Origin of the sequence: Amycolatopsis sp. CA-126428 (assembly GCF_002904335.1) — a bacterium.
In the GTDB taxonomy this organism is placed as follows: Bacteria; Actinomycetota; Actinomycetes; order Mycobacteriales; family Pseudonocardiaceae; genus Amycolatopsis.
Map to the genome: position 1 here is coordinate 12,066 of NZ_PPHF01000125.1, position 16,723 is coordinate 28,788.

A 16,723-nucleotide genomic window follows, 5' to 3' on the forward strand; every position below is an offset into this window, starting at 1 on the left:
AGCGGGTCGTGATGGGGACAACTTCGGGCCTGGCGAACCGGGGCCGGCGCACCGGGCTCGGCTGTTCCGCGAGGTCACCGGGTACGGTGGCTCACCATGAGCGAGAAGATCCGGGTGGCCGTCGTGTTCGGTGGGCGCAGTAGCGAGCACACCATCTCGTGCCTGTCCGCCGGCAGCGTCCTGGGCCACCTCGATCCCGAGCGGTTCGAGGCCGTCCCGGTCGGGATCACGCGCGAGGGCCGGTGGGTGCTCGGCTCCGGGAACTCCGCTCAGCTCGCCATCCGCGGCCGGGAACTGCCCTCCGTCGACGACGGCCAAGGCCTCGTCCTCGCCGGGGATCCGTCCAGCCAAGGGCTCGTCGCCGTCGAAGCCGGGCGGGAAAGCGAGTTGCTGTCGCGTGTCGATGTCGTCTTCCCCGTGCTGCACGGGGCCTTCGGTGAGGACGGCACCATCCAGGGCCTCCTCGAACTCGCCGGCATCCCGTACGTCGGGCCCGGGGTCCTCGCCAGCGCCGCCGCCATGGACAAGGAAACCGCCAAGAAACTCCTCGCCGCCGAAGGGCTTCCGGTCGGGACCTACGCCGCCCTCCGCCGCGGGCAGTCCACTTTGGATGAACCCACCAAGGAAGGCCTCGGCCTCCCCGTCTTCGTCAAGCCCTCCCGGGCCGGCAGCTCCGTGGGCATCTCGCGCGTCGCCGGCTGGGACGAGCTGGACGACGCCATCGCGCTCGCGCGGGCGACCGATCCCAAGGTGCTCGTCGAGGCCGCCGTCGTCGGGCGGGAGGTCGAGTGTGGTGTCCTCGAGTTCCCCGACGGCCGCGTCGAAGCTTCGCTGCCCGCCGAGATCCGCGTGCTCTCCGAGGACGAGAACGCCTGGTACGACTTCGAAACCAAGTACCTCGGCGACGACGCCGAACTCGACATCCCCGCCAAGCTCGACGACGCCCTCACCGAGAAGCTCCGCGCGATGGCCGTCGAGGCGTTCCGGGCGCTGGACTGCCAGGGCCTGGCCCGCGTCGACTTCTTCGTCACCGAAAACCACGAGCTGATCATCAACGAGGTCAACACCATGCCGGGCTTCACGACGAAGTCCGCCTACCCGAAGATGTGGGAGGTCACCGGCATGGACTACCCGACGCTGCTGACCACCCTCATCGAGACGGCGATCGCGCGCGGAACCGGCCTGCGCTGACCGAAAAACCGACCGAAAGCTAACCGAACCGCAGCGGCTGCGGCGCCAGCTTCGCGGCCACCGTGTCCGAAACGGCCTGCAGCGGCCCGGTCCCGGCGCTGTCGGGCACCGTCAGCGCCGCGTAGACCTCGCGGTCCACCACGTACCACGTCGACGCGCCCTCGCCCGGCACCTGCAGCCACTGCACCTTGTTCACCAGCCGCAGCTGCGCCGTCGGTGTCAGCTCCGGGGGACGGTCGAGGCCGCAGCGCAACACCACGGGGTCCGCGGAACCCCAGGCCACCGTCGCGGGCGGGGCCGGGGCCGCCAGCGCCCGCACCTTCAGGGAAGTCCCGTTGGACGTCAGTTCCGTGGGCACCGCGCCCAGCAGCGTCGTGCACCCCGGTGACCCCGCGAACGGCGCCGGCACGGAAACCAGCGGCAGCGGTCCCGCGGAGTCCGAAGGGGACGGCCGGGTCAGGGCGAAGACGGCGACGGCGACCGCCAGGGCCACGGCGAGCGCGGCCGCGGTGACGAGCACCACCCGGGGCGGTGCACCGGTGTCGGAGTCAGGCACCGGACAACTACACCACAGTGACATTGCCCGGGGGACGACCCCCGGACCCCCGGAATCCGGGTGTCAGAGGTGGACGACCGGGCAGGTCAGCGTCCGGGTGATGCCTTCCACGTTCTGCACCTTCGCGACCACGAGCTGGCCCAGCTGGTCGACGCTGTCGGCGTCCGCGCGGACGATCACGTCGTACGGTCCGGTGACATCCTCCGAGCTGGTGACACCCGGGATGCTGGAGATCTCGGCAGCCACCGCGGCCGCCTTGCCGACCTCGGTCTGGATGAGGATGTATGCGTGGACCACGGCGCGCCCTTTCGTCGGGATCGAAAGCTCAAGGTAGGAACGTCATCAGCAACGTATCGCCAGCTCACGGAAAAACATAGGGCATCCGACTATCGGTGATCGATCTTTGTCCCGGTAGAGAAAGACAGAGGTGACCGGTGTCACCGAACGACGGAACGGTCGCCGAGACCGGGGAGTTCGCGCTCATCCGCGCCGTCACCGAAGGACGGCGCCAGCCCCCGGGCACGCTGCTCGGTCCCGGCGACGACGCCGCCGTCGTCGCCGCCCCGGACGGCCGGGTGGTCGCCAGCACCGACGTCCTCGTCCAGGGCGTCCACTTCCGGCTCGACTGGTCCACGCCCGAGCACGTCGGGCGCAAGGCCGTTGCGGTCAACCTGGCCGACATCGCCGCCATGGGCGCCACCCCGACCACCGTCCTGGTCGGGCTCGCCTGCCCGCCCGACACGGCGAGCGACGTGGTGAAGGCGCTCACCGACGGCATGTGGGCCGAGGCCGAACGCGCCGGCATCGGCGTCTCCGGCGGCGACATGGTCCGCGCCGACCAGCTCGTGATCAGCGTCACGGCCCTCGGTGACCTCGGCGACCGCGAGCCGGTGACGCGCTCGGGCGCCCGGCCCGGTGACGTCGTCGCGGTGAACGGGCGGCTCGGCTGGGCCGCGGCCGGGCTGGCCGTGCTGGGCCGCGGCTTCCGGTCCCCGGTCGGCGTCGTCAACGCCCAGCGCTGCCCGGAACCGCCCTACGAAGCCGGGCCACGCGCCGCGCTGGCCGGGGCCACCGCGATGATCGACGTCTCCGACGGCCTGCTCGCCGACCTGGGCCACATCGGCGAGGCCTCCGACGTCGGCATCGACGTCCGCACCGCCGACCTCGACATCCCCGCCCGGCTCACCGAGGTCGGCGCCGCCCTCGGCGCGGACCCCCTCACCTGGGTCCTCACCGGCGGCGAAGACCACGCCCTGGCGGCCACCTTCCCGCCGTTCACCGAGCTCCCGGACGGCTGGCGCACGATCGGCGTCGTCACCATGGCCGGCTCCGGGATCACCGTCGACGGGAAACCGTTTTCTCGAGAAGGCGGATGGACGCACTGGCGCTGATCTAGGCTCCGGAAGCGTGAGAATCGTTCCGGTCCCCTACGACCACCCCGACGCGGCCACGCTCATGACCGCGGTGCAGCAGGTGTACATCGAGCGCTACGGCAGCGAGGACGCCACTCCGCTGAGCCCCGCGGACTTCGATCCGCCCCAGGGCGTGTTCCTCGTCGGCTACCAGGGCGAGGAAGCGGTCGCCTGCGGCGCGTGGCGCGCCCACGACGGCCCCGGGCCCGACTTCCAGGACGGCGACGCCGAGTTCAAGCGGATGTACGTCGCCGACTCCGCCCGCGGACGCGGGTTCGCGCGGATGATCCTGTCCGAGCTGGAGCGCACCGCGGCGCTGTGCGGCCGCAAGCGCGCGGTCCTGGAAACCGGGACGAAGCAGCCCGAGGCCATCGCGCTCTACACCTCGTCGGGCTACGCCGAGATCCCGAAGTTCGGCGTCTACAAGAACGAGCCGGAGAGCCGCTGCTTCGGCAAGGACCTCACCTCGGCGTGAGCTTCAGCAGGGCCGCCGCGTGGGGCCGCAGGGCCGCCGACACGTCGGTCTCGGTCTCCCGGTGGGCCCAGAGATCGCGGACCTGCCAGCGGCCGGGAATCGAAGCGGAGACGGTCGCGGTGGTGCTGCCGGTGTTGAGCAGCACCACCGCGAAACCGCCGTCGCTCAACGGTTTCCCCCACACCTGGTAGCCGGGACCCGCGTCGAGCCGCCGGCCCTGGCTGCCCGCGAAGTCTTGGTCGACGGCGATGGCCTCGGCGTTGCCCAGCGTCGCGAGGTCGCTGTCGCTCAGCTTCGCCGGGTCGGTGCCGGCGAACAGCGGCGCGTTCAGCACGGCCCAGACACTGAAGTGCGCGCGGGCCTCGTCGGCGGTCAGCGTGCCGTTGCCGACCTGCAGCATGTCGGGGTCGTTCCAGCCGCCGGGCGAGCCGCTGTGGGCGGCGACACTGGCCTGCTGGTCGATCGTCGCGAGCACCGAATCCCAGGTCGGGACCAGGTCGTAGGTGGTGCGCCAGAGGTTCGCCACCGGTCGCGCCCAGGTCCACGGGCTGGAGACGCCGTACTCGGAGATCGCGTAGACGATCGGGCGGGGCAGCGCGGCGAGTTCGTCGCGCATCTTCTCGAACGCGGCCTTCCGGTCGAGGCCGTCGACGGTGTCGGCGTTGCACCAGTCGTACTTGAGGTAGTCCACGCCCCAGCGGTCGAACGTCTCGGCGTCCTGGCGCTCGTGGCCGAGCGAGCCGATGCCGGTGGCGGGGTAGGCGTCGTTCGCCATGGCGCAGGTCCGGCTGCCCGGCACGGCGTAGATGCCGAACAGCAGGCCACGGGAGTGCACGTAGTCGGCCAGGTCGGCGATCCCGTGCGGGAACCGCGCCGGATCCGGCCGCAGCGAGCCGTCCGCGGCGCGGGTGGAGGCCTGCCAGCAGTCGTCGACGACGACGTAGTGGTAACCCGCGTCACGCAGGCCGGTGTCGGCGAGCGCGTCGGCCGCCTGCTTCACGACGTCCTCGGTGAGGTCGTGGCAGCGGACCTGGTTCCAGCTGTTCCAGCCCATCGGCGGGGTGCCGGCCAAGCCGTTCGCCAGCGCGGGCGAGACCACCGGCAGGCTGAGCAGCCAGGTCAGCACGACGAGCAGGAGCACGAGACCCGTGCTCGGAGTACTGGCGTTCCGGTTCGCGGCGATGGCGTGATCCAATCGCACGGGAAGTGAAACCGCGGTCACCCGGAGGCGGCAATGCCGATCTACGCACTCGGTTCGCTCGAGCCGACGATCCACCCGGACGCCTACGTCCACCCCGACGCGACGGTGATCGGCGACGTCCGGATCGGCGCGCACGCGTCGGTGTGGCCGCAGACGGTCCTGCGCGGCGACCACGGGTACATCGAGATCGGCGAGCGTTCGAACGTCCAGGACGGCTGCGTCCTGCACTGCACCGAACGCCACCCGACGATCCTCGGGCCGTCGTCGGCGATCGGGCACGCGGTGCACGTCGAAGGCGCGACGATCGGCACCGGCTGCCTGATCGCGTCCGGTGCGGTGGTGCTGAACGGCTCGGTGATCGAGGACGGCGGCATGGTCGGCGCGGGCGCGGTGCTGTCGTACGGCTCCCACGTCAAGACCGGCGAGATCGCGCTGGGCGTGCCGGGGAAGACGCGCGAGAACAAGTCGTTCAGCGCGGAGAACATCGCGCTCGTCGTCGATTCCTACGTCCGGCGGGCGCAGCGGTTCCGGACCGAGCTGAGGCGGCTCGACCCGCTCGGGTGACGCCGGCCACGCCCGGTAGGCTTGCGCGCCGTGACCGCACGACCGTTGCAGGACATCGTCGAGGCAGGCTGGGCGAAAGCCCTCGAACCGGTGGCGCCGCAGGTCACCGCGATGGGGGAGTTCCTCCGCGCGGAGATCGCCGCGGGCCGCACCTACCTGCCGGCGGGTGAACACGTGCTGCGGGCGTTCCAGCAGCCGTTCCACGACGTGCGCGTGCTGATCGTCGGGCAGGACCCGTACCCGACGCCGGGGCACGCGGTGGGCCTGAGCTTCTCGGTGGCGCCGGACGTCCGGCCGATCCCGAAGAGCCTGATCAACATCTACAAGGAGTACACCGAAGACCTCGGCCACCCGCTGCCGTCCAACGGCGACCTGACGCCGTGGGCCGACCAGGGCGTGCTGCTGCTCAACAGGGCACTGACCGTGCAGCCGGGGAAGTCGAATTCGCACCAGGGCAAGGGCTGGGAAGAGGTCACCGAGCAGGCGATCAAGGCCCTCGCGGCCCGTTCGGAGCCGATGGTGGCGATCCTGTGGGGCCGCAACGCCCGCAACCTGCGCCCGATGCTCGGCGAGGTGCCGTGCATCGAGTCGGCGCACCCGAGCCCGCTCTCGGCGCACAACGGCTTCTTCGGGTCGCGCCCGTTCAGCCGGGCCAACCAGCTCCTGGAGCAGCAGGGCGCGGCGCCGGTGGACTGGAAACTGCCGTAGGTTCGGTGTCCGGATCCGCGGGCCGGCTCCGACCAGGGGGAAACGGATCCTTGGAGGGCACATGAACGTCACATCGGCCGACGGCACGTCGATCTTCTTCGAGCAGCGCGGCGACGGCCCGCCGGTGATCCTGGTCGGTGGCGCGTTCAACGACCGCACGACCACGGTGGGCCTGGCCGAGGTCCTGGCCGGCGATTTCACAACGATCGTCTACGACCGCCGGGGCCGCGGTGACTCCGGCGACTCGGCCGAGTACGCGGTGGAGCGGGAGATCGAGGACATCGCGGCGCTGATCGCCCACGCGGGCGGGACGGCGGCGGTGTTCGGGCACTCGTCGGGGGCGATCCTGGCCCTGGAGGCGGCCGCGGCGGGCATCGGCATCGAGCGCGTCGCGGCGTATGAGCCGCCGTACGCGACCGACGAGCACCCGCGAGCCGATGTCGTGGCCGACGTGCGCGCCCGGCTCGCGGCGGGGGACCGCGACGGCGCGGTGGCGACGTTCCTGAAGGTCGCGGGCACTCCGGCGGAGATGATCGAGGGGATGAAGCAGGCCCCGGTCTGGGGCTGGTTCACCGCGCTGGCGCACACCCTGCCGTACGACCTGACGATCTGCGGCCCGGACGGCCGCCCGTCGGAGAACCTGGCCCGCATCTCGACCCCCACGCTGGTGATCGGCGGCGGCGCGAGCGACGACGCGCTGCAGTCGGGCGCCCGCGCGGCGGCCGCGGCGGTGCCCGGGGCCCGGCACGAGACCCTCGAGGGTCAGGACCACGGGGTGCTGCAGTACCCGGAAACGCTCCGCCCGCTCCTCGTCGATTTCCTCAAGTAGGCGGTCGTGAGTGGTAAGGCGGGTTCTAACCCGCCTTACCACTCACGACGGGCTGTGGACATGAAAATGGCGGGTGCTCCGAGGAGCACCCGCCATTCGAACTCTTCTCGCCTCAGCCGCGAACGACCTTGCCCGCCTTGATGCACGAGGTGCACACGTTCAGGCGCTTGCGCTGGGACACACCCACCTTGGCGTGGACGGTCTGGATGTTCGGGTTCCACCGGCGGTTGGTACGGCGGTGGGAGTGCGAGACCGACTTGCCGAAGCCGGGTCCCTTGCCACAGACGTCGCACACGGCAGCCACGTCGAACTCCTTTGGATCTGGGTCATAGAGATGAGCCCAGACGGACTGGGCAACTCGACCATAGTAACTACTGCATTCCAGTGGTTCCGCACCGGGTCGATACGCTGCCCGAGGACCGGTCAGGAGGTTACGGGGTGCGGGTGCTGGACGCGGCGGCGGTGTCGGCCTGGGCGGCGGGCTGTGTGCACAGTCTCGCGAGCCTGCGGCCGGCCATCGACGAGATCAACGTCTACCCCGTCGCCGATTCCGACACCGGCTCCAACATGCTCTTCACGATGACCGGCGCGGCTCGGGAACTCTCCGCAGCAACCCCGGAAACCGCCGCCGACGCGCTGAAAATTCTCGCGCGGGGCGCCGTGGCTTCGGCCAAGGGCAACTCCGGCGTGATCCTTTCCCAGGTCGTGCGCGGGCTCGCCGATCGCGCCGAAGGCGACCTGGACGGCCCGTGGCTGGCCCGCGCGCTGGGCCACGCCGACGAGGTCGCCACCGGCGCCGTCAGCCGCCCGGTCGCCGGGACCATCCTGACCGTCCTGCATTCCGTCGCCCTCGCCGTCCGGGGTGACGCGAGTTCCCTGGGTGACGTCGCGGCGAAGGCCGCTAAAGAGGCCGCGCACGCCCTCGAGAAGACGCCGGAGCAGCTGCCCGCGCTGGCCAGGGCCGGGGTCGTCGACGCCGGGGCACGCGGTCTCGTCGCCGTGCTCGACGCGCTGGTCGGCGTGCTGACCGGCGCGCCGCTCGAACAGGAGCACGCGCTCGAAGTCCGCACCGAAACCCCCGAGGCCTACGCCTGGGAGGTCATGTACCTCCTGGACGGCGTCGACGAGGCGAGCCTGCCGACCCTGCGCAAGGAGCTGAGCGGCCTCGGCGACAGCGTCACGGTGGCCGGCGACGGCTCGGGCAGCCACGCCGTGCACGTCCACTGCGCCGACATCGGCGCCGCCATCGAGGCCGGGCTCGCGCTCGGCCGCCCGCGCAGGATCCGGGTCGAGCCGCTGCTCACGCCGACGCCGATCGAGCCCGGTGGTGGGATCGACCGCACGGTCGTCGCCGTCGTCCACGGCGGGGCACTGGCTGAGCTGCTGCGCGCCGAGAGCATCCCGGTGCTGGCCGTGCCGGAGGGCGGGACGCCGAGCGTCGAGGACATGATCGGCCTGCTCAACGAGGCCGCCGGGCGCCACGTGACCGTGCTGCCGGGCAGCGTCGCCCTCACCGCCGCCGCCGACACCGCGGCCGGGCACGCGATGGCCGCCGACCGGGACGTCGTGGTCATCCCGTGCGCGTCTCCGGTGCAGGTGCTGGCCGCCCTCGCCGTGCACGACGCCGGGCGCCGCACCAACGACGACGTCGTCGCGATGGCCGAAGCGGCCGCCGCGACCAGGCGTGGCGAACTGCGGATCGCGCAGGAGGAGTCGCTAACCTGGGTGGGCCGGGCCCAGTCCGGCGACGTGGTCGGCCTGGTCGACGACGAGGTGGTGCTGATCGAGCCCGCGCCCGCGTCCGAGACGAACCTGGTCGCGGCCGCGATGAAGGTGCTGAACCGGATGCTCGCGCTCGGCGGGGAGCTGGTGACGGTGCTGAGCGGGGCGGCGGCCCCGCCGGGGGTCGCCGAGGAGCTCGCCGAGCAGCTGCGGGTGGAGCACCCGGAGGTGGAACTGACCAGCTACGCCAGCGGCCAGGCGGACGCCGTGCTGCTGATGGGAGTCGAATAGCGGATGGCCGGACTGCGCGACAAGCTGCCGTTGCTGCTGGGTGCCAAGACGGCGAAGGCGCTCGCCACGTCGCTGGAGATCGAGACGGTCAGCGACCTGCTGCGCCACTACCCGCGCCGCTACGCCGAGCGCGGCGAGCTCACCGACATTCACGGGCTCGAGCTGGGCGAGCACGCCACCGTGCTGGCGCGCATCGAAAAGGTGAGCAAGCGGCGGATGAAGGCCCGCAACGGGACCATCATCGACATGGTCATCACCGACGGGAAACGTCGGCTGACCTGCGCGTTCTTCAACCAGGCCTGGCGCGAGAAGGACCTCGTCCCCGGCAAGACCGGCCTGTTCGCCGGCAAGGTGTCCGCCTTCCGCGACACCCTGCAGCTGACGAACCCCGAGTACGAGCTGTTCGACGCCGAGAACGAAGCCGAGGCGATGGACAACTTCCTCGCCGCGATCATCCCGGTGTACCCGGCGGCGCAGGGCATGCCGACCTGGTCGATCGCCAAGTGCGTGCGCCAGGTCCTCGACGTCCTCGAGGTCGACGACGACCCGATGCCCGCCGAGCTGCGGCGGCTGCACAAGCTGGCCGACCTCGACAACGCGCTGCGCGGCATCCACCGCCCGGAGAACTGGGCGCACCTGGAGGCGTCGAAGAAGCGGCTCAAGTGGGACGAAGCCATGGCCGTCCAGCTGATCTTCGCGCAGCGGCGCCACTCGGCCATCTCACGCCCGGCCAAGGCCAACCCGCACGTCAGCGGCGGCCTCATGGACGCCTTCGACAAGCGGCTGCCCTTCGACCTCACCGCGGGCCAGCGGGGGATCGGCGACGAGATCGCCGCGGACCTGGCCACGGAGCACCCGATGAACCGGCTGCTCCAGGGCGAGGTCGGCTCGGGCAAGACGGTCGTCGCGCTGCGGGCGATGCTGCAGGTCGTCGACAACGGGCGGCAGGCCGCGATGCTGGCGCCGACCGAGGTCCTGGCCGCGCAGCACGCGCGGTCGCTGCGGGAGATGCTCGGCGACCTGGGTCAGGCGGGCGAGCTGGGCGCGGCGGAGAACGCCACCCGCGTCACGCTGCTCACCGGGTCGATGGGGGCGAAGGAACGCAAGAAGTCGCTGCTGGAGATCGTCAGCGGGGAGGCGGGCATCGTCGTCGGCACGCACGCGCTGATCCAGGACCACGTCGAATTCGCCGACCTCGGCCTCGCCGTCGTCGACGAGCAGCACCGCTTCGGCGTCGAGCAGCGGGACGCGCTGCGCACCCGCGGCGCCGGCGACACCAGCCCGCACGTGCTCGTCATGACCGCGACGCCGATCCCGCGCACGGTCGCCATGACCGTGTACGGCGACCTGGAAGTGTCGGCGCTGCGCGAAATGCCGGTCGGGCGGTCGCCGATCGCCACCACGGTCGTGCCGGTCGCCGAGAAACCCGCCTGGTTCGAGCGGATCTGGCAGCGCGTGCGCGAAGAGGTCGGCAAGGGCCACCAGGCGTACGTCGTGTGCCCGCGGATCGGCGACGAGCCGCCGTCGGACAAGAGCGACAAGCGGCCGCCGCTCGCGGTCCTCGAGGTCGCGCCCGAGCTGGAGCACGGCCCGTTGCAGGGCCTCAAGATCGGCGTGCTGCACGGCCGGATGCCGCCCGACGACAAGGACGCCGTGATGCGGGCGTTCTCCGCCGGGAACCTCGACGTCCTGGTGGCCACCACGGTGATCGAGGTCGGCGTGAACGTGCCGAACGCGACCGCGATGGTGATCATGGACGCCGACCGGTTCGGGGTCAGCCAGCTGCACCAGCTGCGCGGCCGCGTCGGCCGGGGCAGCGTGCCGGGGCTGTGCTTGCTGGTCACCGAAACCCTCGACGGCACGGCGACGCGCGAGCGGCTGGCGGCGGTCGAGTCCACGACGGACGGGTTCGAGCTCTCGCGCCTCGACCTCGAACTGCGCCGCGAAGGCGACATCCTCGGCGCCGCGCAGTCCGGGAAGCGGTCCACGCTCAAGCTGCTGTCGCTGCTGCGGGACGAGGACGTGATCGCCGCGTCCCGGGCCCTGGCGCAGGAACTCGTCACGCAGGACCCGGAGCTGACGAAGTACCGCGGCCTGGCGCAGATGGTCGCCGACGTCGTCGACGTCGAGCGCGCGGAGTACCTGGAGAAGAGCTGAGCACCGTCCGCGCCGCCACGGTGGCCGACGCCCCGGCGATCGGCGAGATCCACGTGCGGTCCTGGCAGGCGGCGTACGCGGGCCTGATCCCGGCGGAGTTCCTCGCCCGGCTCTCGGCTTCCTCGCGGGCGGCGGCCTGGGCCCGGCGCATCGGTGACGGCGGCGGGGTGCTCGTCGCCGAGGAAGACGGCGTCATCGCGGGCTTCGCCGCCTTCGGGCCTTCGCAGCTGTACGCGCTCTACCTGCTGCCGGAGTTCTGGGGACGGGGGCTCGGCCGGACGTTGCACGACCGGGTCGTCGAAGAGCTCTCCGGCGACAGTGCTGTCCTGTGGGTGCTCGCGACGAACGAGCGGGCGAAGGCCTTCTACGTCCGGCAGGGCTGGGTGGACGACGGCGCCCGCCAGACGGAGACGATCGACGACGGGCGCGTCACCCTGGAGGAGATGCGGTTCCGCCGCCCGTTGCCGTGAACACCCCGGCTTTGGCGGCCGCCGCGGCCGCCGCCGCGGCGACTCCGGCGTCTTGTGGCGTCACGCCTTCCCGGGACACGAACAGGCGGTAGAAGATCGGCCCGCAGGCCACGCGCACCGGCTCCACCGGGTCGGTGCCGGGCGGGACTTCGCCGCGGTCGATCGCCCGGGCCACGGCGGCCGCCGAACGGGCGTGGCGGTCGACGTAGAACTCGCGCAGGGCGTCGGCCGCGCGGGGGGAGAGGAACGCCGCCGAGATCGACGCCGTGGGCAGCTCGCGTTCGCCCGGCGTGGTGAAGTACCGCACCAGTTCGAGGTTGATCGCGCGCAGATCGCCTTCGAGGGATCCGGTGTCCGGCACCGCCCACTCCTGCTCGGCGCCCAGCAGCAGGGCGGCCGCGACCAGGCCTTCGGCGGACTCCCAGCGGCGGTACAGCGTCGTCTTGTGCACGCCGGAGCGTTCGGCGACCGCCTCGACGGTCAGCTCCGCGTACCCGCGTTCGCCGAGCAGCTCGAGGGTGGCGTCGAGCGCGGCGAGGCGGGTCCGCTCGGTGCGGCCGCCCGGACGCTTCGTCCCGGAAATCTCGGTGGCCAACTGCTACTCCTGTTGCGTTAGTGTGCTCAGTATGCCAGGAACCGTCGCCGTTGCCGAAATCGCCGACCTGATCGGCGACGCCGAGGTCGTCGCCATCGGCGAGAACAACCATCACATCCGCGAGTTCGGCGTGCTGCGCGACCGCCTCCTGCGCCACCTCGTCACCGAGCGCGGGTTCACGGTGCTCGGGTTCGAGGGCGGGTTCGCGGAGGGACACCTGGTCGACGCGTGGCTGCGGGGCGGCCCGGGCGAGGTCGCCGACATCGCCCGGGACGGCTTCACGTTCGGCCTCGGCGACTCGGCGGAGGTGCGCGAGATGCTGACCTGGCTGCGCGGCCGCGGCGTCCGGTTCTCCGGGCTCGACGTGCCGGGTTCGGCGGGCTCGCCGGTGCCCGCGCTCCAGGCGCTGCGCGCGGAGGTCCTGCGGGTGGATCCGGCCAACGTGTCCCTTGTGGACAACGCCCTCTCCGCGTGCGAGCCGTACGCGTCGGTGAGCAGCGCGGTCGCACCGGGTCGGTACGCGGCGATGAGTCCCGAAGCGCGGAATGCCGCGACGACCGCGTTGACCGTCCTGAAAGGACACGTGGAGGCCCTCGGTTACGGTGCCGTCGCCGCGCACCACGCGGAGGGCGCTCTGCGCGTCGACCTCTACCTGCGGGAGCTGGACGCGCTCACGGCGGGCCGCGCGCCCGAGCCGCAGAGTTCGTCGCGGGACACGTACATGGCGGCCACCGTGCGGCTGCTGCGGCGGCGCTTCCCCGGCGAGAAGATCGTGCTGATGATCCACAACGGACACCTCCAGCGCGTCCCGTTCTCGCCGGTGCCGGGCATGACGGCGCCGTCGGCGGGCGCGCACCTGGCCGCCGAGCTGGGGGAGCGCTACTTCGCGCTGGCGCTCACCGCCGTCTCGGGGACGACGACCGGCCTGGCGCCCGATCCCGCTTTCCCGCTTGGGTTCCGGATGTTCGAGCAGCCCCTCGGGGCACCGGCGGAAGGCAGCGTCGAGGCGGTCTTGGCGGATCGGGCGCCGTGCGTGGTCGCGCACCCGGCGGCGACGGCCATCCGGCACGCGCACCTGACACCCGCGGTGGACGTCGCGGCCGCGTGGGACGCCGTCGTCTGCCTGGAGAAGCAGGAAACGATTTTTCCGGTCCACCGCTGAACAGGTGTGCCCGTTCGGCTGCTTGCCGTAACGGGCGGATGGGCGTTTCCTACCGGTATGGCCGGGCGGAGGCGGGCGCTGATCGTCGCCAACGGCGAGTACGACAACGCGGGGCTGCAGCGGCTGGGCTCCCCCGCGGCGGACGCCGACGCCCTGGCCGGGGTGCTCGGCGACCGGGCGATCAGCGACTTCGAGGTCTGCGTCGTGCGGAACGAAACCGCGCACGTCGTCCAGGCGGAGATCGAGGACCTCTGTCTCGAGGGCAAGCCCGACGACGTCCTCCTGATGCACTTTTCGTGCCACGGCCTGAAGGACGATTCGGGCGGCCTGTACTTCGCGGCCCGCAACACCCGGCCCGACCGCCTGCGGTCGACGGCGATCCCGGCCCAGTTCGTGCAGCAGTGCATCCGGCAGAGCCGTTCGCGCAGCATCGTCCTGCTGCTGGACTGCTGCTACGGCGGGGCGTTCGGCCAGGGCGTGGCGATCCGGGCTTCGGGCGACGCGAACGTGCTCGACAGCTTCCGCGGCGGCCGGGGGCGCGCGGTCATCACGGCGTCCAACTCGATCGAGTACGCGTTCGAGGGCGCGACGCTGGCTTCGGACGAGCCGGCCCAGCCGTCGGTGTTCACGTCGGCGCTGGTGGAGGGCCTGCGCACCGGCGAGGCGGACCGCGACGAGGACGGCTGGATCGCCCTGGGTGAGCTGTACGAGTACCTGTTCGACCGCGTCCGCGAGCGCAACCCCAAGCAGACCCCGAGCCGCGACATCGAGATGCAGGGAGAGCTGTACCTGGCGAAGAGCCGGCGTCGGCGCATCAAGCCGTCCGCGGTCCCGCCCGACCTGGCGGCGGCGATCGGGGCGGAGAACCCGTTCACCAGGCTGGGCGCGGTGGCCGAGCTGCGGCGCCGGTTGTCGAGTGCGAACCTGCCGGTGGCGATGGGAGCGTTCGAGGCGCTGAAGACGATGGCCTCGACCGACATCGAGCACGTGGCCGCGGCGGCTTCGGACGCGTTGTCGTTCGCGGTGGTGCGCGTGGACGTGCCATCGGTGCGGTTGTCGGCACCGGCGGGTGCGCGGGCATCGGCTTCGCTGCGGGTTTCGGGGCCGCCGGTGGCGCGGGAGGTGCGGTTCGAGGCTTCGCACCCGTGGATCGCGGTGGCGGAGGTTCCGGGCGGGGCGCACCTGTCGGTCACGGCGGGGGAGTCCGGGACGCGGCAGGGGAAGGTCGTGGTGAGCGGGCCCACCGGGGATGTGGTCGTCGCGGTGGAGGTCGAGGCCCTGCCGGTCGCTGAGCCGGAGCAGGTGGTGGCGGAGGCCGAGCCGGAAGCGGTGGTTGCGGAAGCCGAGCCGGATCCGGCGGCACCGGCGGCCGGGCCCGAGCCCGCCGTGGGGGCTGCGCCCAAGCCCGCAACGGCGGTCGAGCCCGAGCCCGCCGTGGGCGCTGTGGCGGAGCCCGCAGCGGCGGCTGTGCCCGAGCCTGCAGTGGGCGCTGCGCCTGAGCCCGCAGCGGCGGCTGAGCCGGAGCCGGTCGTCGCGGCGGAAGCGCGGCCTGCGGCGGCTGCTGGACCTGTTGCCCGGCCGGCCACGGAACCGGCCGGGGCGATGGATCCGGTCGGCGGGTTCGCCGGGATCGTCGCGATCGCCGGCGTGGTGTTCGCGGTGGCCGGGCTGTCGCTGGACTACCGCTACGGCTATTCCTTGACCCAGTACCGGCCCGGCATGGAGTCCGCCGTCCTGATCGTGGCCGCGTGCGCCCTGCTCGCCGGAATCCTGACGCTGACGCCGCGGACGAGGACGTCGACCGGTCCCGCGCTGCTGTTCGGGACCGGCCTCGCCGCGCTCTTCGGGCTGCTGCGCTTCCTCGGCGAGGCGATCGCGCTGTCGCAGAACGGCGACCCCGAGCTGAAAACCGGCTACACCTTCGAGCTGCTCGCCCACATCGCCTGGGTGGTCGCGGGGGTGAGCGCGCTCGCGGCGCTCCGGCGGAGCCCCGCGGTCGCACTGGCCGCCGGGCCGGTCCGCGGCTGGCCGGCGTGGGCGGCGATCGGGCTCGGCGTGACGGCCGCGATCGGCTGGATCGTCCAGCTCGTCGACCTGAACACCTACGACTCCAGTGACGCCGGCCGGGCGACCGCCTACTTCCTGCTCGGCGCTTTGCTGGCCGTGATCGTGCCGGTCGTCGCCATGACGCTTCGCCCGGGCCCGGTCGGCTGCGCCGTGCTGGCCACGGGGACCGCCGGGCTGATCGGCGTGCTGGCACCGACGTTCGCCTCCGTCGTGGAGGCGAGTTCCCTGGCGCTGGGCGGGCAGCTGATCGCCGTGGTGGCCCTCGTGCTGCTGGCCGCCGACACCGTCGTCCTGGCCGTCCGGGCGCGGAATCAGCCGAACGGGCGACAGTCCTGAGTTGTCGTCCGGGCAGCGCCGGGGTACCACGACGATCATGAGGATGCTTCTCGCGGCCGTGGCCGTGCTCGCCGGGCCGGTCTCGACCGGTGGGGTGCAGCCCGATCCGCCCAGCTGGGGGCTGGACCGGATCGACCAGCGGACCGGCCTCGACCACGCCTACCACTACGCGAGCGACGCCTCGGGCGTCACGGTCTACGTGATCGACAGCGGCGTCGACGCGAAGCACCCCGACTTCCAGGGCCGCGTCGCGCCCGGGCGGGACTTCCTGAGCGGCGGCTCCGACACCACCGACCTCAACGGCCACGGCACCCGCCTGGCCGGCATCGCCGCGGGCAAGGACTACGGCGTCGCGAAGGGCGCGCAGATCGTGCCGGTGCGGGTGCTCGACAAGGACGGCGGGGGCGCGACCGACCAGATCATCGCGGGGATCGACTGGGTCGCGCAGAACGCCCAGCAGCCCGCGGTCGCCGTCCTGGGCATCGGCGGGGTGCCGAACGACCAGCTCGACGCCGCGGTCAAGCGCCTGGCGACGGTGGTGCCGATCGCCGTGCCGGCGGGCAGCGAGACGGCCGACGCGAGCGGCTTCTCGCCGGGCCGGGTGCCGGAGGCGCTGACGGTCGCGGCCTCCGACGCCCAGGACCGCCCGGACAAGACGTCGAACTCCGGCCAGGCCGTCGACCTGTACGCCCCGGGCAGCGACATCCCGACCCCGATCGCGGGCGGCACGGGCGCGGGCCCGGAATCGGGCACCTCGATGGCGGCGGCGTTCGCGGCCGGCGTGGCGGCGCTGTACCGCGCTCAGCACCCTGGGGACACCCCGGCCCAGGTGGACGAGGCCCTGGTTCGCGCGGCGACGCCGGATGCGCTCAAGGGGGTGCCGGACGGGACGGCCAACCGGCTGCTGTACGCGGCGCCGGGAGGCTGAGGGGCGCGTTGCCGGGAGGCTGAGGGGCGCGTTGCCGGGAGGCTGAGGGGCGCGTTGCC

The 16,723-nt window shown here is 72.3% G+C and carries 17 protein-coding genes; 12 read left to right on the forward strand and 5 right to left on the reverse strand.

All coding sequences use genetic code 11. The features are described from left to right. Window positions 1–96 precede the first annotated feature (96 nt). Complete coding sequence (locus tag C2L58_RS30410) at window positions 97–1,191, forward strand: D-alanine--D-alanine ligase family protein (protein ID WP_103341114.1); 1,095 nt, start codon at window positions 97–99, stop codon at window positions 1,189–1,191. A 19-nt stretch (window positions 1,192–1,210) separates the two neighbouring features. Here the strand turns inward: C2L58_RS30410 and C2L58_RS30415 are convergent, their stop codons facing one another. Together C2L58_RS30415 and C2L58_RS30420 are read right to left on the reverse strand one after the other, a co-directional pair. Beyond that, window positions 1,211–1,747 carry a DUF3515 domain-containing protein gene (locus C2L58_RS30415; RefSeq protein WP_199191517.1) on the reverse strand — a complete coding sequence of 179 codons (537 nt, stop codon included), beginning with the start codon at window positions 1,745–1,747 and terminating at the stop codon, window positions 1,211–1,213. A gap of 63 nt (window positions 1,748–1,810) precedes the next feature. Beyond that, window positions 1,811–2,044: an Lrp/AsnC family transcriptional regulator gene (locus C2L58_RS30420; RefSeq protein ID WP_103341116.1), complete on the reverse strand. Its 234-nt coding sequence runs from the start codon at window positions 2,042–2,044 to the stop codon at window positions 1,811–1,813. A gap of 137 nt (window positions 2,045–2,181) precedes the next feature. Between C2L58_RS30420 and C2L58_RS30425 the strand changes: the two genes are divergently transcribed. Together C2L58_RS30425 and C2L58_RS30430 are read left to right on the forward strand one after the other, a co-directional pair. Continuing rightward, complete coding sequence (locus C2L58_RS30425) at window positions 2,182–3,138, forward strand: thiamine-phosphate kinase (RefSeq protein ID WP_103341117.1); 957 nt, start codon at window positions 2,182–2,184, stop codon at window positions 3,136–3,138. A gap of 16 nt (window positions 3,139–3,154) precedes the next feature. Beyond that, window positions 3,155–3,634: a GNAT family N-acetyltransferase gene (locus C2L58_RS30430; protein WP_103341118.1), complete on the forward strand. Its 480-nt coding sequence runs from the start codon at window positions 3,155–3,157 to the stop codon at window positions 3,632–3,634. Here the strand turns inward: C2L58_RS30430 and C2L58_RS30435 are convergent. Further along, window positions 3,621–4,835, reverse strand: a complete 1,215-nt coding sequence (locus C2L58_RS30435) for a glycoside hydrolase family 27 protein (protein ID WP_233226026.1) — start codon at window positions 4,833–4,835, stop codon at window positions 3,621–3,623. The genes C2L58_RS30430 and C2L58_RS30435 overlap by 14 nt on opposite strands. A 33-nt stretch (window positions 4,836–4,868) precedes the next feature. Here C2L58_RS30435 and C2L58_RS30440 point away from each other — a divergent pair, with 33 nt between their 5' ends. The 3 genes from C2L58_RS30440 to C2L58_RS30450 all read left to right on the forward strand — a co-directional run bounded on the left by C2L58_RS30440 (window position 4,869) and on the right by C2L58_RS30450 (window position 6,936). After that, the gene (locus C2L58_RS30440) at window positions 4,869–5,399 is read left to right on the forward strand and encodes a gamma carbonic anhydrase family protein (protein WP_013223643.1); all 531 of its coding nucleotides are present in this window, start codon (window positions 4,869–4,871) and stop codon (window positions 5,397–5,399) included. A 30-nt stretch (window positions 5,400–5,429) separates the two neighbouring features. Next, complete coding sequence (locus C2L58_RS30445; RefSeq protein ID WP_103341120.1) at window positions 5,430–6,107, forward strand: uracil-DNA glycosylase; 678 nt, start codon at window positions 5,430–5,432, stop codon at window positions 6,105–6,107. Between the two features lie 61 nt (window positions 6,108–6,168). Further along, window positions 6,169–6,936, forward strand: coding sequence for an alpha/beta fold hydrolase (locus C2L58_RS30450; RefSeq protein ID WP_103341121.1), 768 nt, complete (start codon window positions 6,169–6,171; stop codon window positions 6,934–6,936). A 112-nt stretch (window positions 6,937–7,048) separates the two neighbouring features. Here C2L58_RS30450 and rpmB read toward each other — a convergent pair whose 3' ends face one another. Continuing rightward, on the reverse strand, window positions 7,049–7,240 hold the full coding sequence (gene rpmB / locus C2L58_RS30455) for a 50S ribosomal protein L28 (RefSeq protein ID WP_003091970.1): 192 nt from the start codon (window positions 7,238–7,240) through the stop codon (window positions 7,049–7,051). Window positions 7,241–7,374: 134 nt separating this feature from the next. Between rpmB and C2L58_RS30460 the strand changes: the two genes are divergently transcribed. Genes C2L58_RS30460 through C2L58_RS30470 form a run of 3 tightly spaced genes read left to right on the forward strand, consistent with a single transcriptional unit; the run spans window position 7,375 to window position 11,576 of the window. After that, window positions 7,375–8,949, forward strand: a complete 1,575-nt coding sequence (locus C2L58_RS30460) for a DAK2 domain-containing protein (protein ID WP_103341122.1) — start codon at window positions 7,375–7,377, stop codon at window positions 8,947–8,949. A 3-nt stretch (window positions 8,950–8,952) separates the two neighbouring features. Further along, window positions 8,953–11,106, forward strand: coding sequence for an ATP-dependent DNA helicase RecG (recG, locus tag C2L58_RS30465; protein WP_103341123.1), 2,154 nt, complete (start codon window positions 8,953–8,955; stop codon window positions 11,104–11,106). A 20-nt stretch (window positions 11,107–11,126) separates the two neighbouring features. After that, a complete protein-coding gene (locus C2L58_RS30470) occupies window positions 11,127–11,576 on the forward strand; it encodes a GNAT family N-acetyltransferase (protein WP_369904258.1) in 450 nt (149 codons plus the stop codon). Here C2L58_RS30470 and C2L58_RS30475 read toward each other — a convergent pair. Next, the gene (locus C2L58_RS30475) at window positions 11,536–12,171 is read right to left on the reverse strand and encodes a TetR/AcrR family transcriptional regulator (RefSeq protein WP_103341124.1); all 636 of its coding nucleotides are present in this window, start codon (window positions 12,169–12,171) and stop codon (window positions 11,536–11,538) included. The two genes, C2L58_RS30470 and C2L58_RS30475, sit on opposite strands and share 41 nt — an antisense overlap. A 31-nt stretch (window positions 12,172–12,202) precedes the next feature. Here C2L58_RS30475 and C2L58_RS30480 point away from each other — a divergent pair, with 31 nt between their 5' ends. Genes C2L58_RS30480 through C2L58_RS30490 form a run of 3 tightly spaced genes read left to right on the forward strand, consistent with a single transcriptional unit; the run spans window position 12,203 to window position 16,664 of the window. Beyond that, on the forward strand, window positions 12,203–13,333 hold the full coding sequence (locus C2L58_RS30480; protein WP_103341125.1) for an erythromycin esterase family protein: 1,131 nt from the start codon (window positions 12,203–12,205) through the stop codon (window positions 13,331–13,333). 57 nt (window positions 13,334–13,390) lie between these two features. After that, window positions 13,391–15,736, forward strand: coding sequence for a caspase family protein (locus tag C2L58_RS30485; protein WP_233226027.1), 2,346 nt, complete (start codon window positions 13,391–13,393; stop codon window positions 15,734–15,736). A gap of 43 nt (window positions 15,737–15,779) precedes the next feature. Continuing rightward, the gene (locus C2L58_RS30490) at window positions 15,780–16,664 is read left to right on the forward strand and encodes a S8 family peptidase (RefSeq protein ID WP_199191518.1); all 885 of its coding nucleotides are present in this window, start codon (window positions 15,780–15,782) and stop codon (window positions 16,662–16,664) included. Window positions 16,665–16,723: the final 59 nt, after the last annotated feature.

Excerpts from the sequence above, each read along its gene's own strand:
- C2L58_RS30410 (WP_103341114.1), top strand. The coding sequence starts at position 97 with ATGAGCGAGAAGATCCGGGTGGCCGTCGTGTTCGGTGGGCGCAGTAGC.
- C2L58_RS30440 (WP_013223643.1), top strand. The coding sequence starts at position 4,869 with ATGCCGATCTACGCACTCGGTTCGCTCGAGCCGACGATCCACCCGGAC.
- C2L58_RS30450 (WP_103341121.1), top strand. The coding sequence starts at position 6,169 with ATGAACGTCACATCGGCCGACGGCACGTCGATCTTCTTCGAGCAGCGC.
- recG (WP_103341123.1), top strand. The coding sequence starts at position 8,953 with ATGGCCGGACTGCGCGACAAGCTGCCGTTGCTGCTGGGTGCCAAGACG.
- C2L58_RS30480 (WP_103341125.1), top strand. The coding sequence starts at position 12,203 with ATGCCAGGAACCGTCGCCGTTGCCGAAATCGCCGACCTGATCGGCGAC.
- C2L58_RS30485 (WP_233226027.1), top strand. The coding sequence starts at position 13,391 with ATGGCCGGGCGGAGGCGGGCGCTGATCGTCGCCAACGGCGAGTACGAC.
- C2L58_RS30490 (WP_199191518.1), top strand. The coding sequence starts at position 15,780 with ATGCTTCTCGCGGCCGTGGCCGTGCTCGCCGGGCCGGTCTCGACCGGT.